12 protein-coding genes are annotated in these 17,569 nt (G+C 72.6%); 7 read left to right on the top strand and 5 right to left on the bottom strand.

Features of this window, described 5'->3' with window-relative positions; all coding sequences use genetic code 11:
- Positions 1-153 precede the first annotated feature (153 nt).
- Complete coding sequence (locus tag Scani_RS32355) at positions 154-3,492, bottom strand: S41 family peptidase (RefSeq protein ID WP_159482500.1); 3,339 nt, start codon at positions 3,490-3,492, stop codon at positions 154-156.
- Between the two features lie 241 nt (positions 3,493-3,733).
- Between Scani_RS32355 and Scani_RS32350 the strand changes: the two genes are divergently transcribed.
- From Scani_RS32350 to Scani_RS32320, 7 genes are all read left to right on the top strand, one after another.
- Positions 3,734-4,309 (top strand): TetR/AcrR family transcriptional regulator, encoded by a 576-nt coding sequence (locus Scani_RS32350; RefSeq protein WP_159481296.1) that lies wholly within the window; start codon positions 3,734-3,736, stop codon positions 4,307-4,309.
- A gap of 116 nt (positions 4,310-4,425) precedes the next feature.
- On the top strand, positions 4,426-6,735 hold the full coding sequence (locus Scani_RS32345; protein WP_159481295.1) for an MMPL family transporter: 2,310 nt from the start codon (positions 4,426-4,428) through the stop codon (positions 6,733-6,735).
- A gap of 208 nt (positions 6,736-6,943) precedes the next feature.
- A complete protein-coding gene (locus Scani_RS32340; RefSeq protein WP_159481294.1) occupies positions 6,944-8,065 on the top strand; it encodes an energy-coupling factor ABC transporter permease in 1,122 nt (373 codons plus the stop codon).
- A gap of 1 nt (position 8,066) precedes the next feature.
- On the top strand, positions 8,067-8,828 hold the full coding sequence (gene cbiQ / locus Scani_RS32335; protein ID WP_159481293.1) for a cobalt ECF transporter T component CbiQ: 762 nt from the start codon (positions 8,067-8,069) through the stop codon (positions 8,826-8,828).
- Complete coding sequence (locus Scani_RS32330) at positions 8,816-9,589, top strand: energy-coupling factor ABC transporter ATP-binding protein (protein ID WP_159481292.1); 774 nt, start codon at positions 8,816-8,818, stop codon at positions 9,587-9,589. Before cbiQ ends, Scani_RS32330 begins: the two co-directional genes overlap by 13 nt.
- A gap of 125 nt (positions 9,590-9,714) precedes the next feature.
- On the top strand, positions 9,715-10,932 hold the full coding sequence (locus Scani_RS32325) for a serine hydrolase domain-containing protein (RefSeq protein ID WP_174872778.1): 1,218 nt from the start codon (positions 9,715-9,717) through the stop codon (positions 10,930-10,932).
- Positions 10,933-11,733: 801 nt separating this feature from the next.
- Entirely contained in the window at positions 11,734-12,516 is a 783-nt protein-coding gene (locus tag Scani_RS32320; protein ID WP_159481290.1) for an SDR family NAD(P)-dependent oxidoreductase, read from the top strand.
- A gap of 8 nt (positions 12,517-12,524) precedes the next feature.
- Here the strand turns inward: Scani_RS32320 and Scani_RS32315 are convergent, their stop codons facing one another.
- From Scani_RS32315 to Scani_RS32300, 4 genes are all read right to left on the bottom strand, one after another.
- Positions 12,525-13,376: an EamA family transporter gene (locus Scani_RS32315; protein ID WP_159481289.1), complete on the bottom strand. Its 852-nt coding sequence runs from the start codon at positions 13,374-13,376 to the stop codon at positions 12,525-12,527.
- Positions 13,373-13,888, bottom strand: coding sequence for a YbaK/EbsC family protein (locus Scani_RS32310; protein ID WP_246296269.1), 516 nt, complete (start codon positions 13,886-13,888; stop codon positions 13,373-13,375). The genes Scani_RS32315 and Scani_RS32310 overlap by 4 nt, the downstream gene beginning before the upstream one ends.
- 88 nt (positions 13,889-13,976) lie before the next feature.
- Positions 13,977-15,629 (bottom strand): penicillin-binding transpeptidase domain-containing protein, encoded by a 1,653-nt coding sequence (locus tag Scani_RS32305; RefSeq protein ID WP_159482499.1) that lies wholly within the window; start codon positions 15,627-15,629, stop codon positions 13,977-13,979.
- A gap of 178 nt (positions 15,630-15,807) precedes the next feature.
- Entirely contained in the window at positions 15,808-17,538 is a 1,731-nt protein-coding gene (locus tag Scani_RS32300) for a dolichyl-phosphate-mannose--protein mannosyltransferase (protein ID WP_174872777.1), read from the bottom strand.
- Between the last annotated feature and the right edge of the window lie 31 nt (positions 17,539-17,569).

The raw sequence follows: 17,569 nt of genomic DNA, 5'->3' as shown, positions 1-17,569 counted from the left end.
TGCGTGACGGGGCGCCCCCGGTCGACCGGGGGCGCCCCACCTCATGTCGGCCGGCGACCTTCGGCTTCGTCGGCCGACCGAGCTGCCCGGCCTTCGCGAAGAGGGTGTGCACGTCATGGGACGGCACCGCCAACTGGCGGGCGGGCCGCTGGTTCAGGCCCCGGTCGCCTCCGCCTCGCCCTCGTCCCGGGGTGGCAGCGGGGGCCGCCGCAGGTCCGGCACCTCCGACAGGTCCGGAGGCGTCGCCGCCGCATGCCGGTCCAGCAGCTCCAGCACCGTGCGCACCGCGACGCCCAGCTGTGGATGCCGGCCCTCGGCCCAGTGCAGCGGCGAGCGCAGCGCCTCGATGTCGACCTCGACGCCGTGGTTCTCCACGCCCCAGCCGTAGAGCCGGAACCATGCGGCATTCATCGGGACGGTGATCGAGGTCCCGTCGGCGAGCCGGTGCCGGCCGGTCATCCCGACCACCCCGCCCCAGGTGCGCATGCCCACCACCGGGCCGATGCCCAGCAGTTTGAAGGCCGCGGTGATCATGTCGCCGTCGGACGAGGTCATCTCGTCGGCGACCGCCACGACCGGGCCGCGCGGGGCGTTGCTGGTGTACGAGACGGGCTCGGCGTCGCGGGTCAGGTCCCAGCCCATGATCGTGCGGGTGAGCTTCTCGATCACCAGCTCGGAGATGTTGCCGCCCGCGTTGCCCCGGACGTCCACGATCAGCGCGGGCCGGGAGACCTCCATCCGCAGATCGCGGTTGAACTGCGCCCAGCCGGAGCCGCCCATGTCGGGGATGTGCAGGTAGCCGCACCGTCCGCCGCTCAGCTCCCGTACCACCGCCCGGCGTTTGGCCACCCAGTCCTGGTAGCGCAGCGGCCGTTCGTCGACCAGCGGGACCACCGCGACCCGGCGCGGCGGGCCCTCGCCCTCCGGCGGGGAGAAGGTGAGCTCCACGGTCGTGCCGCCGGCCGCGGCCAGCAGCGGATAGGGGCCGGTCACCGGGTCCACCCGGCGGCCGTCGACATGGGTGAGCGCCGCACCCTCACGGATGCCGGTACCGGCCAGCGGGGAGCGGGCCTTGGAGTCCGAGGACTCGCCGGGCAGGATCCGGGTGAGCACCCAACGGCCCTCGCGGCATACGAGGTTGGCGCCGAGCAGGCCCATGGCGCGCTGGTAGTGCGGCGGGCCCTCGTTGCGCCGGGCGCCCACGACATAGGCGTGCGAGGTGCCCAGTTCGCCCATCACCTCGCGCAGCAGATCGGCGAACTCGTCGGGGGAGGCGACCCGTTCGAGCAGCGGCCGGTACTGCGCGAGCACCGCGTCCCAGTCGATGCCGCACATCCGCGGATCCCAGAAGTAGGTCCGGGCGATCCGGCCCGCCTCGTCGAACGCCTGGCGCCACTCCGCCACCGGATCGACGTCGTGCAGGATGCGCCGCAGGTCCAGGAAGACCGTCGAATCGCTGTCCGGCGTCTCGGTCGCGGGCACCGCGCGCAGTTCGCCCTCGTCGTTGACGACCAGCCGTGTGCCGTCGCCGCTGAGCGCGAACCCGTCCAGCGAGCTGGTGAGTTCGGTGCGCCGCGCCTTGGTCAGGTCGAAGTGTTCGAGGGTGGGCCGGCCCGAGGTGTCGGCCGGGTTGGCGAACGTCTCGCCCAGCGCGCCGGAGATCGGCCAGCGCAGCCAGACCAGCCCGCCGCCGCTGACCGGCTCCAGGGAGGAGTACTTGGACGCCGCCACCGGGAACGGGGTGACGCGGTTCTCCAGCCCCTCCACCTCGACCAGTACGGGCCCCTCGTCCGACGGCGGCGGAATCTCGTCCGGGTCCAGACCGCCCGCGGCCGGCCGCCCCTCCGGCGACAGCGCGAAGGGGGAGGGGGTCGCCGACGACAGCGGTACGAGGTAGGGGCGGCAGCCCAGCGGGAACGACAGATCGCCGGTGTGCACGTCGTAGACCGGGTCGAAGCCGCGCCAGGACAGGAACGCCAGATAGCGGCCGTCGCGGGTGAACACCGGCTGCTCGTCCTCGAAGCGGCCGTTGGTGACGTCCACGATGTGCCCGTCGGACAGCCGGGCCATCCTGATCTGCCGCAGCGTACGGCCGATGCCGGGGTGCGACCAGGTCAGCCAGCGCGAGTCGGGGGAGAACGCCAGGTCGCGGACCGGGCCGTTGGTGGAGCGGACCAGCTCGGTGACGCCGGCGGCCGTCTCTTCCTCGCCCGCACCCTCCTCCGGCCGGGCCACGTCCACCAGCAGCAGCCGTCCGTCGTGCGAGGCCACCGCCAGCCGTTCCCCGTCCGGTGCGGAGGTCATCTCGTGGACCCGGCCCAGCTCGCCGGCGGCCAGCCGGCGCGGTTCGCCCGGGGCGCCGGCCCGCGGCAGGTTGGTGATCTCGATGGCGTCCTCGCCGTCGGCATCGGTGAGGTAGGCGATCCGGCCGGTGGAGCCCAGCATTTCGGGGAGCCGGACCCGTACGCCCGGGGTGTCGTGGATCGTGCGGGCCGGACCGTCGCGATGGGTGAGCCAGTACAGGCTGCCGCGGACGCCGACCGCACTGGCCCGCCCGGTGGTGTCCACCGCGAGCCCGGTGACGTGCGAGGCGGCCGGGACCTGGTAGGTCCGCCGCCCGGCCCGCGGACCGCCCAGCCGCACGGCCAGCTTGCGCGGTACGGCGTCCGGTCCCAGGTCGTCGATCAGCCAGAGGTCACCGGCGCACTGGTAGACGATCCGTGAACCGTCGCTGGAGGCGTGCCGGGCATAGAAGTCGGCGTGGTCGGTGTGCCGGCGCAGATCGGTGCTGTCGGGAAGGCAGGAGTAGACGTTGCCGATGCCCTCGTGGTCGGAGAGGAACGCGACCCGGCCGCCGACGAACATCACCGAGTCGAGGTGCCCGTACAGGTCCGGCATCAGCCGGGTGCCGTGCAGCCACATCCGGCCCATCGCGCCGCCCCGGTAGCGCTTCCAGGAGGCGGGCTCGTGCGGCGGCTTCCCGCTGAGCAGCAGGGTGCGGCGCTCGCCTTCGACGTCGGCGACCGCGATGTCGGAGACCGGCCCCCAGGGCAGTTGGCCGCCGGGGCTGCCGTCGGTGGGCACGCTGTAGGCCCACGAGTAGTACGAGAACGGCTGGCCGTGCGAGGAGACCGCGAGGACGTGCGCCTGGCCCTCGTGGTCGGGTGGTGTCCAGCCGCAGACCCGGGCGTCGGTGCTGCCCCAGTACGTCAGCCGGCGGGCCGGGCCGCCGTCGACCGGCGCGAGGTGGACCTCCGGGTCGAGGCTGCGCCAGGTGGTGAACGCGATGTGCGCCCCGTCGGGGGAGAAGCGGGGGTGGCCGACCCGGGTACGGTCCACGGTCAGCCGCCAGGCACGGCCGGGCTCCTCGCCGTCCGGGGCGACCGGGGCGATCCAGAGGTCGTCCTCGGCGGCGAAGCAGAGCAGGTCGCCGTGCAGATGCGGATAGCGCAGATACGCGGCGCCGGGCGGTCCCGGCCCGCGGCCCGGCAGGTCGGGCGGCTCGGCGGCGAGGGGTTCGGGGCGCGGCCCGACGGCCTCGGGTGCATCGCTCACCCACCCATCGTTTCGGGACGGGGGTGCGGCGGCAAGTCGGTCGGGTGACGCAGACCACAAGCGAAACGGTTCCGTTTCGCTCAGGCGGGCGGTAGCTTCGAAGTGTACGAAACGGTTTCGTTCACGTCCGCCGGTAAGGTGGCCGCGTTCGTACGGTCCGATCGAGAGGTGCATTGCCATGGGACGCAGTCGGCTGACGCCCGAGCGGGAGACCGAGCTCTTCAACGCCGTGCTCGATCTGCTCCGCGAGGTCGGCTATGACGCGCTGACCATGGACGCCGTCGCCGCCCGTACCCGCTCCAGCAAGGCCACCCTCTACCGCCAGTGGCAGGGCAAGCCGGAGCTGGTGGCCAGGGCGTTGCGGCACTGCAAGCCGGTCAGCACCGCGGACATCGACACCGGCAGCCTGCGCGGCGACTTCGCCGAGCTGGTGCGCCGGGCCGACGACGAGGGGCAGGTCGAGAAGGACGCGGCCCTGATGCGGGGCCTGGGGATGGCCATCCACGGCAACCCCGATCTGCACCAGGCCCTCCGTGAAGTCCTCCTCGACCCCGAGGTGACCGGACTGAACGCGATGCTGAAGCGGGCCATCGACCGCGGCGAGATCGCGGCCGACTGTCCCGCGCTCGAATTCGCCCCGCACATGATCGTCGGTGCGCTCATCGCCCGGCAGCTCATCGAGGACCGCAGCGCCGACGCCGCGTTCCTCTCCTCCTATCTCGACGCCGTGGTTTTCCCCGCCCTCGGCGTCTGACCCACCCCGCCCGACTCCCCTTCGTCCGAGCCCTCGTACCCGGAACGCCGCTCTCGTCGCCGGGGCGATGGCGCACGCCTCTGCACGTCCCTCATCCGACGGGAGCACTCGGTCTCGTGGCCACTTTCCTCTACAAACTCGGACGCTTCGCCTTCCGGCGGCGTCGCTTCGTCGCCCTGATATGGGTCGCCCTGCTGGCCGTGGCCGGCGTCGGGGCCGCCACCGCCGCCGCACCCGCCGCCGACTCCTTCTCGATCCCCGGCACGGAGGCCCAGCGCGCCTTCGACCTCCTCGACCAGCGTTTCCCCGGCACGAACGCCGACGGCGCCACGGCCCGGGTGGTCTTCAAGGCCCCCGCGGGCGAGTCGATGAAGGACCCGGCGAACAAGGCGGCCGTCGAACGCACCGTCCACGCCCTGCAGTCCGGCTCCTCGCAGGTCGACCGGGTCGCCGACCCGTACGCCGCCAAGGCCCTCAGCAAGGACGGCCGCACCGCCTACGCCCAGGTCTCCTACAAGGTCACCGGCTTCGAGCTGACCGACGCCTCCAAGGACGCCCTGGAGGACGCGGCCGAGGACGCCCAGCACGCCGGGCTGACCGTCGAGACCGGCGGCAACGCCCTGCAGGCCATCCCCGAGACCGGCGCCACCGAGGTCATCGGCATCGCGATCTCCGCGGTGGTCCTCGTCATCACCTTCGGCGCGCTGATCGCGGCCGGACTGCCGCTGCTGACCGCGCTGATCGGCGTCGGCATCGGCGTCTGCACCATCACCGCGCTGAGCAGTGCGCTCGACCTCTCCAGCACCACCTCGACGCTGGCCACGATGATCGGCCTCGCCGTCGGCATCGACTACGCCCTGTTCATCGTCTCCCGCTACCGCGCCGAGATCACCGAGGGCAGCGAGCGCGAGGAGGCCGCCGGACGCGCGGTGGGCACCGCGGGCTCCGCGGTCGTCTTCGCCGGGCTGACCGTGGTGATCGCACTGGTCGGCCTCGCCGTCGTCAACATCCCGATGCTGACGAAGATGGGTCTGGCCGCGGCCGGCACCGTCGTCATCGCCGTACTGATCGCGCTGACCCTGATCCCGGCGCTGCTGGGCTTCGCCGGGGCGCGGGTGCTGCCCCGCAAGGCGCGCAAGGCCCGCAAGGGGAGCGAGGCCGACGAGGCGCACGGCCGGCACGCCGGTACCGGGGAGCGGCCCAACATGGGCACCCGCTGGGCGCGGTTCGTGCTGCGCCGCCCCGTCGCCGTCCTCCTCGCGTCCGTGGTCGGCCTCGGCGTCGTCGCGATTCCCGCGTCCTCACTGGAGCTGGGCCTGCCGGACGACGGCTCGCAGCCCACCCACACCACCCAGCGCAAGGCGTACGACCTGCTGTCCGACGGCTTCGGGCCCGGCTTCAACGGCCCGCTGATGCTGGTCGTCGACGGCCGGGACGCCCACGCCGGGCAGAGCACCAAGTCCGCCGCCGCACGGGTGGCGAAGGAGGTCGGCCGGCTGGACGACGTCGCCGTGGTCACCCCGCCCACCTTCAACAAGGCCGGCGACACCGCGCTGCTGAACGTCGTCCCGAAGTCCAAGCCCAGCAGCCTCGAAACCGAGGACCTGGTGCATCACATCCGGTCCACGGCGAGCGGTATCGCCGACGACACCGGGGCGAAGACCCTGGTCACCGGCACCACCGCGATGAACGTCGATGTCTCGCAGAAGCTGAACGACGCGCTGCTGCCCTATCTGGCACTGGTCGTCGGCCTGGCCTTCCTGCTCCTGATGGTGGTCTTCCGCTCGGTGCTCGTCCCGCTCAAGGCGGCGCTCGGCTTCCTGCTCTCGGTGGTGGCGGCGCTCGGTGCGGTCGTCGCGGTCTTCCAATGGGGCTGGCTGGCCGACGTGTTCGGAGTCGAGCAGACCGGCCCGATCATGAGCATGATGCCGATCTTCATGGTGGGTGTGGTCTTCGGTCTGGCGATGGACTACGAGGTCTTCCTCGTCACGCGGATGCGCGAGGCCTTCGTCCACGGTGAGCGGCCTGGCGAGGCCGTGGTCACCGGCTTCCGGCACGGCGCGCGCGTGGTCACCGCCGCCGCGGTCATCATGATCAGCGTCTTCGCGGGCTTCATCGGCTCCTCCGACTCGATGATCAAGATGATCGGCTTCGGCCTCGCCGTCGCCGTCTTCTTCGACGCCTTCCTCGTCCGCATGGCCGTCGTCCCCGCGGTCCTGGCGCTGCTGGGCCGCTCCGCCTGGTGGCTCCCGCGGTGGCTCCAGAAGGTCCTGCCGAATGTGGATGTCGAGGGGGAGGGGCTGCGTACGCAGCTCGGGGACGGGGGCGGCGACAGCGGCACTGGCAGCGGCGGCGGTTCCGGCACCGGCACCGGCACCACCGAGGGGCCGGACGAGAACGCCGCACGCGAGACGGTGCGCGTCTGACGGACCGCGCCGGGCCGGAGCGCATCGCGCGGCCCGGCGCGAGCTCCGTGCCCTCATCCGTGTGCATGTTCCCCTGGGGGAGGGGCGTGCAGGTGGGACCCGCCTTTGCGCGCGCCGCGGCCGTTTCGCATCATGGGCGCTCTTGCAAGTTATTTGCAGGAGGCACCACCATTGGTGGGTTGCAGAGCCTGAAGCGGAGAAGTCTGAGATGCACGTACCCGATGGATTCATCAATGCGCCGGTGTCGGCCGCGACCGGTGCGGTCGCCGCCGTCGCGGTCGCGGTCAGCCTGCGCGGCGCCCGGCGCGAGCTGGCGGGTGCGGGCGCGGGCGGCGCGGCCGGCGCGGAGCGCACGGCGCCGCTGGCCGGACTGGTCGCGGCGTTCATCTTCGCCGTGCAGATGCTGAACTTCCCGGTCGCGGCGGGCACCAGCGGGCATCTGCTGGGCGGTGCGCTGGCCGCGATACTCGTCGGCCCGTACACCGGCGTGCTGTGCGTCTCCGTCGTGCTGCTGATGCAGGGCGTGCTCTTCGCCGACGGCGGGCTGACCGCGCTGGGCGTCAACATCACCGATATGGCGATCGTGACGACCGTGGTCGCGTACGCCCTGTTCCGCGGGCTGGTGAAGGTGCTGCCCCGGCGGCGCCGCTCGATCACCGTGGCCTCGTTCGTCGCCGCGCTGCTGTCGGTGCCGGCCGCCGCGGTGGCCTTCACCGCGATCTACGCGCTCGGCGGGACCGCGGACGTACCGATCGGCAAGGTCTTCACCGCCATGGTGGGCGTCCACGTCCTCATCGGGATCGGCGAGGCGGCGATCACCGCTCTGACGGTCGGCGCGGTGATCGCCGTGCGTCCCGACCTGGTGTACGGCGCACGCGGCCTGGCTCAGCCGCTGGAGCTGCGGACCTCGCCGCTCGCCGCCCCCGCCGACGAGCCCGTACCGGCCCCCGCCCCCGTCGCCCCGGCCCCCGCCACCCCGCGCCGCTCCGCCCGCCGCGTCTGGCTCGCCGGGCTCGCCGCCGCCCTGGTGTGCGCGGGCGGCGTCAGCTATTACGCCTCCGCCAGCCCCGACGGCCTGGAGAAGGTCGCCCACGACCAGGGCATCGACGCGAAGGCCGAGGACCACGCCGCCAAGGACTCCCCGCTCGCCGACTACAGCGTCAAGGACATCACCGACCCGCGGCTGGCCGGCGGCCTCGCCGGTGTCATCGGGGTCGGCGCGACGCTGGCCGTCGGCACGGGCGTCTTCGTCGTCCTGCGCCGCCGCCGGAACGCCGGCAGCGGCGAGCGGCCGGACGCGGGCGCCCAGCGCCCGTCGGAGAACGTCTGACATGGGCGCCGGCCATGCGCACAAGCTGTACCGGCACGGGCATTCACCGGTCCACGCCCTGCCGGCGCACTGCAAGATCGCCGCGGTCTTCAGCTTCGTCCTCGTCGTCGTCTCCACACCACGCGAGGCCGTCTGGGCGTTCGGGCTCTACGCGCTGCTGATCGCGGCCGTCGCCGGCGCCGCGCGGATCCCGGCCGGGTTCCTGCTCAAGCGGCTGCTGATCGAGGTGCCGTTCGTCGCCTTCGCCCTGCTGATGCCGTTCGTCGCCGAGGGGCCGCGCGTCGAGGCCCTCGGGATGAGCCTGAGCGAGTCCGGGCTGTGGGGCGCCTGGAACATCCTCGCCAAGGGGACGCTGGGCGTCGCCGCGTCCGTGCTCCTCGCCTCCACCACCGAACTGCGCGAACTCCTGCTGGGCCTGCAGCGGCTCAAAATGCCGCCGCTGCTCGTCCAGATCGCCTCCTTCATGATCCGCTACGGCGATGTGATCGCCGACGAGATGCGGCGGATGCGGATCGCCCGGCTCTCCCGCGGCTTCGAGGCGCGCGGCGTCCGCCACTGGGGCGTGCTCGCCAAGTCGGCCGGCGCACTGTTCATCCGCTCCTACGAGCGCGGCGAGCGGGTCCACCTCGCCATGGTCAGCCGCGGCTACACCGGCACCATGCCCCAGATCGCCGAGACCACCGCCACCCGCACACAATGGACCCGCGCGGCCGCCCTCCCCCTCGCCGCGCTCGCCGTCTGCCTCCTGGGATGGACCCTTTGAGCACCACCGCACCCGCCCCCTCCCTCGCCGTCTCCCGGCTCGCCTACGCCTACCCCGACGGTCACCAGGCGCTCTTCGGCGTCGATCTGACCGTCGGCCGCGGCGAGCGGGTCGCGCTGCTCGGGCCCAACGGCGCCGGCAAGACCACCCTCGTCCTGCACCTCAACGGCATCCTCGAAGCGGGCGCCGGCACCGTCGCGGTCGCCGGCCTCCCGGTCGCCAAGGAGCACCTCGCGGAGATCCGCCGCCGGGTCGGCATCGTCTTCCAGGACCCCGACGACCAGCTGTTCATGCCCACCGTCCGCGAGGACGTCGCCTTCGGTCCGGCCTCCGCGGGACTGCGCGGCGACGCACTGGAGGAGAGGGTCACCGAAGCCCTCGCCCGGGTCGGCATGGAGGCCTTCGCCGACCGGCCCCCGCACCACCTCTCCTTCGGGCAGCGCCGCCGGGTCGCCGTCGCGACGGTGCTGGCGATGCGGCCGGAGATCCTGGTCCTCGACGAGCCGTCGTCCAACCTCGACCCGGCCTCCCGCCGTGAACTCGCCGACATCCTACGGTCGTTGGACGTCACCGTCCTGATGGTCACGCACGACCTGCCCTACGCACTGGAGCTGTGCCCGCGGTCCGTCGTGCTCTCCGGAGGCGTGATCGTGGCCGACGGAACCACCCAGCAGCTGCTGTGCGACGAGGAACTGATGCGCACCCACCGGCTCGAGCTGCCCTTCGGTTTCGACCCGCGTTCGGTGGACGTACCGCACTGAGCCGCCCCCGGGGCTTTCCCGCCGTTCCACCGTCACGTGCGCGTGTGACGAACGCCACGGGCTGCGGTCCTGGTCATCAGCACTGATCCGCACGTTGCACCATGGATGGGTCACCAGAGCGACGGATGAGTGGGAAGCAGGAATCAGTGGTGGACGTCCAGGGCACGGTCGAGGACGGCTTCGAGCCGGTCCGGGACGCCTTCATGGCCAACTTCGCGCGGCGCGGGGAGCGGGGCGCGGCGGTCGCCGTGTACCGGCACGGGCGCAAGGTAGTGGACCTGTGGGGCGGCACCAAGAACGGGGACGCCGGCAAGCACGCCGCGGGCGCGGCGCCCTGGGAGGCCGGCACGGCCCAGGTGATCCGGTCCGCCACCAAGGGCATCGCCGCCCTCGTCCCGCTGCTGCTCCACCAGCGCGGACAGCTCGACCTCGACGCGCCGGTCGGCACGTACTGGCCGGAGTTCAAGGCCGCCGGCAAGGAACGCGTCCTCGTCCGCCATCTGCTCTCGCACCGCGCCGGGCTGCCGGTCCTGGACACCCCGCTCACCCCCGCCCAGGCCATCGACGGCGTCAGCGGCCCCGCCGCCCTCGCCGCCCAGGCCCCCGCCTGGGAGCCCGGCACCGACCACGGCTACCACGCGCAGACCTACAGCTGGCTGATCGGCGAACTGGTGGCGCGGGTCACCGGCCGCTCCCTCGGCAGCTGGATCGCCGAGGAGATAGCCGGGCCGCTCGGCCTCGACCTGTGGATCGGCCTGCCGGAGGCGGAGCAGTCCCGGGTCGGACGGCTGGCCCCCGTCGAGCCGCCGGTCACGTCCGCCGCGACGGGGATGCGGGTGCGCCCGAAGCAGTCCGTCGCCGCGGCGTACGCCGATCCGGACTCGCTCACCAGTCGCGCCTTCGGCGCGATCTCCCCGGCGCCCGACGAGAACGACCCCGCCTACCGGGCCGCCGAGCTGCCCGCCTCCGCCGGTATCGCCACCGCCCGCTCCCTGGCCCGCTGTTACGCCGCGCTCATCGGCGCCGTCGACGGCCACCCCCGGCTCTTCGCGCCCGCCACGCTCACCCTCGCCCGGACCGAGGAGTCCGCGGGCCTGGACCGCACCCTCCTCGTCCACACCCGCTTCGGCCTGGGCTTCATGCTCCACGGCCCGGCCTCCCCCCTCCTGGCCCCCGGCTCCTTCGGCCACCCCGGCCGCGGAGGCGCCCTCGCCTGCGCCGACCCGGAGTCGGGGCTCGCGTTCGGCTACGTCACGAACGGAATGCAGCGGAATGTGACGGCGGATCCTCGGGCGAAGGCGTTGCTCTTGGCTGTTTCCGACGTTGCCGTGCCGCGGTGCTGAGGCTTCCCACGTTGCCGGGTGTCCCGCCGTTTTTCTTTCTGTTGTTCTTTCCCGCCTTCGGCGGGGGCGGGGTTGGTTGTCTGGGGTGAGGCCCCGGCTGGGTGTGGTTGCGCCTTCGGCGGTGGGGTGGTGTTTGGGGTGGGGCCCCCGCTGTGTGTGGGTTGCGGTGGCGGGGGCTCCGGGGTGGGTGTGTGGACTGCTTCGCTTTACGTCCACACACCCACCCCTCCGCCCCCGCCCCCTCCCGTGAGTTGTGGGCCCCACCCCTGTGGGGGAGCAGGAGAAAAACCAAAGACCAGAAGCTCGGCCATGCCACGGCGCGGCCGAGCTTCTGGTTTTTGAACCCTTCCCCCCACCGGGCGGGGGTCGCGGTCCCGGGCGGGAGGTGGTGGGCCGGAGGGGGTGGGTGTTCGGACGTAAAGCGAAGCAGTCCGAACACCCACCCCCGGAGGACCACCACCGGCACCCACCACAAAGCAAACGCGGCCCCCGCCCAAACCCCACCCCGCCGGACGGCGAGAGGCGAAACGGCGGCCCCGCCCAACCACCACCCACCCCGCCGGACGGCGAGAGGCGAAACGGCGGCCCCGCCCAACCACCGCCCACCCCGCCGGACGGCGAGAGGCAAAACGGTGGCCCCCGCCCAACCACCGCCCACCCCGCCGGACGGCGAGACGTGAAACGGCGGCCCCGCCCAACCACCACCCCCGCCGGAGGCGAAACGCAAAGCGGCGCCGCAGACGAAAACGTGGGAGGCACGGCAAACTGCATGGCACACCGACAACATGGGGTGAAAAGGTCGTGCGACGGTTCGACGGATACAGCGTGCTGATCACCGGCGCGGGGCGGGGCATCGGAGAGGCGACCGGGCGGCGGCTGGCCGCGGAGGGGGCCCGGGTGCTGGTCACGGATCTCGACGGGGAGCGGGCCGAGCGGGTCGCGGAGGGGATCCGCGAGGCCGACGGGTCGGCCGAAGCGATGGCGTGCGACGTGGGGAGCCGGACGGCCGTGGAGGCGGCGGTGGCCCGCGCGGTCGCGCGGTTCGGCGGGCTGGACGTGCTGGTCAACAACGCCTGCCGGTGCCATCCGGACACTCCGTTGTTCGAGGACGAGCCGGACGAGGACTGGGCGGCGGATCTCGACATCACGCTCGGCGGCGCCTTCCGGTGCGCGCGGGCCGCGCTGCCGCATCTGGCGGCGGCCGGCGGGCGCGGCGCGATCGTCAACATCGGGTCCGTCAACGGCATCCAGGATTTCGGCAATCACGCGTACAGCGCGGCCAAGGCGGGCCTGGCGAGCCTGACCCGTACGCTCTCCGGCCGGGCCGCCCCGCGCGGCGTACGGGTCAACCTCGTCGCGCCGGGGACCGTCGACACCCCCAACTGGGCCGGGCACGAGGAAGGGCTGCGGCGGGCGGCGGCGGTCTACCCGCTGGGGCGGGTCGGGCGGCCGGAGGACGTCGCCGCGGCGGTGGCCTTTCTGGCGTCGTCGGATGCCGCGTGGGTGACCGGGGTCACCCTGCCGGTGGACGGTGGGGTGCTGGTCGCCAACGGGGAGCTGGTCAGGGCGTTGCGGGAGGAGTGAGGGGCGGGTCAGCCGGTGTGGAGCATCAGGCCGATGCCGATGACCATCAGGCCGGCCGCGGCGATCCGGGGGGCGCCGAAGCGCTCCTTGAAGAAGACGGCGCCGATGGCGGCGCCGACGATGATGGACGACTCGCGCAGGGCGGCGATGGGGGCGAGGGGGGCGCGGGTCTGTGCCCACAGGACCAGGCCGTAGGCGAAGACGGAGAGCACACCGCCGGCCAGACCGCGCAGGGCGATGGGGCGCAGCTCGGTGAGGAGCCGGCGGCGGCGGGTGGCGAGCGCGTAGGCGGGGATGACGATGCCTTCGAGGATCATCAGCCAGGCGATATAGCCGAGGGGGGTGCCGGAGGCGCGGACGCCGAGGCCGTCGACGGTGGTGTAGGAGGCGATGGCCAGGCCGGTGGCGAGGGCCGCGACGAGGGCCGGCCAGTGCGGCTTGGTGCCCGAACCGCGGATGCCCCAGAGGGCGACGCCCACCAGCCCGGCGGAGGCCAGGGCGACGCCGGCCAGTGCCCAGCCGTTGGGGACCTCGTGGACGAAGACGGCGGCCAGGACCGTGACGACCAGCGGCGCGGTACCGCGGGCGATGGGGTACATCTGGCCGAACTCGCCCAGGCGGAACGACTGCATGAGCAGGGCCTGGTAGACGATGTGCAGCACGGCGGAGGCCAGGAGGAAGGGCCAGGCGCCGGCGGCGGGCAGCGGGGTGGCGGCGGCCATCGCGAGGCCGCAGACCGCACCGCCGCCGCCGACCAGGGTGAAGGCCAGGAGCTGGTCGCGGATGCCGTGGGCGATGGCGTTCCAGCTGGCGTGGGTGATGGCGGCTATCAGGACGGCCGCGACGACGAGCGGGGTCACGCGGTGCGCTCGCGTACGTCCACGACGCGGCCCCGGGCGTGCTCGATCAGGGACGCGGGGGCGAGCCGGAAGACGGCGTGCGGGGTGCCGGCGGCGGCCCAGACGGCGTCGTGCGCGAGCAGTCCGCGGTCGGCCAGCACGCGGGTGCGGGTGCGGTGGCCGAAGGGCGGTACGCCGCCGATGGCGTAGCCGGTGGTCTCGCGGACGAGGGCGGCGTCGGCGCGCCCGACCGTGGTGGCGCCGAGCTCCGCGCGTACCCGTTCCACGTCCACCCGTGCGGCGCCGTCCACCAGCACCAGGACCGGCTCCCGGTCCGCCGTGAAGATCAGCGACTTGACGATCTGGGCGAGGTCGCAGCCGACGGCCGCGGCCGCCTCGGCGGCGGTGCGGGTGCCCTCGGGAAAGCTGCGGACCTCGACGGTCAGGCCCAGTTCGGTGAGCGCTTCGGCGAAGCGGGGGTGAGCCGTGGAGTGCGTGGTTTCCGGGGTGGTGCCGGACCGGGAATCGCTCATGGCCCGCACGCTAGCGAAAGCTGTACGGGCCATGCGAACGGAATCCGGCCGATGAGACGAGAGGCACCCCGACGGGTGCCCCGCACTGTCAGCCGGCGGTGAGGATGGCGCGGACCACCGGGCCCGCGTTGGAGCCGCCGTGGCCGCTCGCCGGGACGACGGCCGCCGCGGCGACGTCGTCGCGGTAGGCGGAGAACCAGGCGTTGGGCTTCTTCTGGTTGTCGACCTCGGCGGAGCCGGTCTTGGCGCCGATGTCACCGCTGACCCCGGCCATCGCCTCGGCGGCCGTACCGGAGGTCGCCGTCAGCTTCATCAGCGACTTGAGGCCGCTGAGAGTGGACGGCTTCATCGTGCGGGCGGCCTTGGCGAGCGTCCGGTGGTCCAGCGACGGCGAGACGATGTACGGCTGGTGGAAGGAGCCGGCCCGGACCGTCGCGGAGAGCGAGGCGACGTTGAGCGGGTTCATCCGCACCCCGCCCTGGCCGATCAGCGAGGCCGCCATCTGCGCGTCGTGCTGGACGGGCACCGCGCCGTCGAAGGTGGGGATGCCGGTCTGCCAGTTGAGGCCGATGCCGAAGACGTCCCGGGCCTCCTTGGTCAGGTCGTCGTCGCTGAGGTCCTTGGCCTGCGAGATGAAGGCGTTGTTGCAGGACGCGGCGAAGCTCTGCGCGAAGGTGCCGTTCTTGATCTCGGACTTGTCGAGGTTCTGGAACTTCCAGCCGCCGACGGTCACGTACTTGGGGCACGGATGCGACTTGCCCGGCGAGGTCATGCCCTTGTCCATCAGCATCGCCGAGGTCACGATCTTCATGGTCGAGCCGGGGGCGAGCGACCCCTGGGTGGCCATGTTGAAGCCCTTTTCCGGGGAGTTGGCGAGCGCCAGGATCTCGCCGGTGCTGGGCTTGACCGCGGCCGCGGAGGCGGACTTCTTGCCCTTGACCGCCCGTTCGGCCGCCGACTGCATCTTGGCGTCCAGGGTGGTCTTGAGGGTGCCCGGCGTTCCCTTGGAGAGCACCTTCAGCGTCTTGTCGGGCAACTGGTCGGCGGGCTTGGCGCTCTTGGCGCGGTGGATGAACAGCTCCACCCCGGGCTTGCCGTCGGTCTTGTCGCCGTACTTGTCGCGCAGGCTGTCCAGCACCCCGGCCAGCGCCGGATGCGCCTCGGGCGTCAGCTCGGCGCCGTTGCGGTCCACGGCCTTGATCGGCGGCGCCTCGGCCTCGCCCGTCCGCAGTTGGTCGCCCTTGGCGAGCCCCGGGTGCAGCATCGTCGGCTGCCAGGCGATCCGCGGCTTGCCGGTGGTCTTGTCGCGCTCCACGGTCGTGGTGGTGCGGTACGAGTAGGCCGCCTTGGCGCCCTTGTAGTCGATCTGCGCGGCCACGGTGTACGGCACCTTGTCGCCCGAGGGCGTGCCCGGCTCCAGGGCCACCTTCGAGAACCGTGCCTGCTTGCTGAAGGAACCCAGTGCGCGCTTGCAGGTCTCCGGGTCGTCGGTCAGCTCGGCCGCCTTGTCCGTGTCGCCGGACTGCCAGGCGGTCAGGAAGTCCTGTGTCGTCGTCCGGACTTCCTTGGCCGACAGGGGGCCGGTCGCCACCTTGGGCTTGTGGTCGCCCGACTTGGCGTCCGCCGACCTGACCTCCTGCGGGGACTCGTCCGAGCCGCCGAACAGCGTGAAGCCGCCCACGACTCCCGCCACCAGGGCCGCCGATCCGCCGATCAGCCCGTACTTCACCTCGCGGCGCATACCACCGATTCCCTCCAAGAGCCTCGTCCTTGAATACGTACACAAGAACGTGCCTCGCACTCTAAGGGACACGGGGAGGCCTTGAGTCTCGATCAGGGCACGGTCCGGTGACGCGCTGTTGTGCACCTGTTACAGACTTGTCGAACTACTGCCGGAACGCCTCCCGTCGGCCGGACCGCTACACCCAGGTGTCGAACCACATCCGGTGATGCCAGGCCGACTTGGGAATCGGCATACCCGTGTAGAGGGGGTAGAAGTAGATGAAATTCCACACGATCAGCAGAACCAGGACACCGGCGCCGACCGCGCCGATCGTGCGGCGGCGCTCGGTCGAGCCCGGCGGGCCGGTGATCGCGCCGATCATCATCGCCAGCGCCAGACACAGGAACGGGACGAACACCACCGCGTAGAAGAGGAAGATGGTCCGCTCCTGATAGAGGAACCACGGCAGATAACCGGCCGCGACCCCGCAGGCGATCGCCCCGGCCCGCCAGTCCCGCTTGAACAGCCAGCGGTAGAGGACGTAGAGGAGCGCGAAGCAGGCCGCCCACCACAACAGCGGGGTGCCCAGCGCCAGCACCTCGCGGGCGCAGCCCTCGGCCGCCGTGCAGCCGTCCTGGCCGGCCTTGGGGTCCTCGTAGAAGTACGAGACCGGGCGGCCCAGGACCAGCCAGCTCCACGGGTTGGACTGATAGGTGTGCGGGGTGGTCAGTCCGGTGTGGAAGGAGTAGACCTCGGTCTGGTAGTGCCACAGGCTGCGCAGCCAGTCCGGCAGCCAGGTCCAGCTGCCCGCCCGGCCGTCCGGCGTGGTCGCCCAGTCGCGGTAGTAGCCGCCCTTGGTGGCGATCCAGCCCGACCACGACGCGAGGTAGGTGGCGAGGGCGAGGACGACGGTGGACCCGAAGGCGGGCAGGACGTCCCGGCGCAGCGTCGAGCGGAACGGGCGCCGGGCGCCCGCCGTACGGCGCGCCGCGACGTCCCACAGCACCGCCATCAGGGCGAACGCCGCGAGGTAATAGAGGCCGTTCCACTTCGTCGCGGCGGACAGGCCCAGGCACAGCCCGGCCGCGATCCGCCACGGCCGCCATCCCAGCCGCAGCCGGTCGCCGACCCCGTCGTCCGGATGCGCCACGCCCGCGGAGTCGAGCGGCAGCGCCGCCGCCAGCCGGGCCCGGGTACGGTCCCGGTCCACCAGCAGGCAGCCGAACGCCGCCACCACCCAGAACATCACGAGCAGATCGAGCAGCGCGGTCCGGCTCATCACGAAGTGCAGACCGTCCACCGCCAGCAGGGCGCCCGCCAGACACCCCAGCGCCGTCGACCGCATCAGCCGGCGGCCGATCCGGCAGATCAGCAGCACCGACAGCGTGCCGAGCAGCGCCACCATGAACCGCCAGCCGAAGGGGTCCATCCCGAACGCCCACTCGCCGAGTGCGATCAGCCACTTGCCCATCGGCGGGTGCACGACATACGAGTGCTCGGGCGTCAGCAGGAGCTGCGGCGGATGCCCGACCAGCGCGTCATTGGCGTTCTTGGCCCAGGTGCCCTCGTAGCCGTACTGCAGCAGCGACCAGGCGTCCTTGGGGTAGTACGTCTCGTCGAATATCACCTTCCGCGGGCTGCCGAGGTTCCAGAACCGCAGCACCCCGGCGAACAGCGTCACCAGCAGCGGACCGGCCCAGCCCGACCAGCGCGCCAGCCGGGCCGCGGCGTCCGGGCCCGCGCCGAAGACCGCCCACAGGCGGCCGCTCGGCTCGGGGAAGGCGGGCACCAGCCGCGCGCGGACATCGGCCTGCGCGCGGACGGGGTACCCGAAGCGGCGCAGCCGCCGCTGCCACACGGGGGGCCGCTCGCCCAGCTCCGGGGCGTGCTGCGCGGCGGCGTCGGTCGCGGTGGTGTCACTCGTCACCGGCCCATCGTAGGGAAGCCGCCTGTGGACC

The sequence above is a fragment of the Streptomyces caniferus genome (genome assembly GCF_009811555.1).
Lineage (GTDB): Bacteria > Actinomycetota > Actinomycetes > Streptomycetales > Streptomycetaceae > Streptomyces > Streptomyces caniferus.
This window is presented reverse-complemented; position numbering and strand designations above follow the sequence as displayed.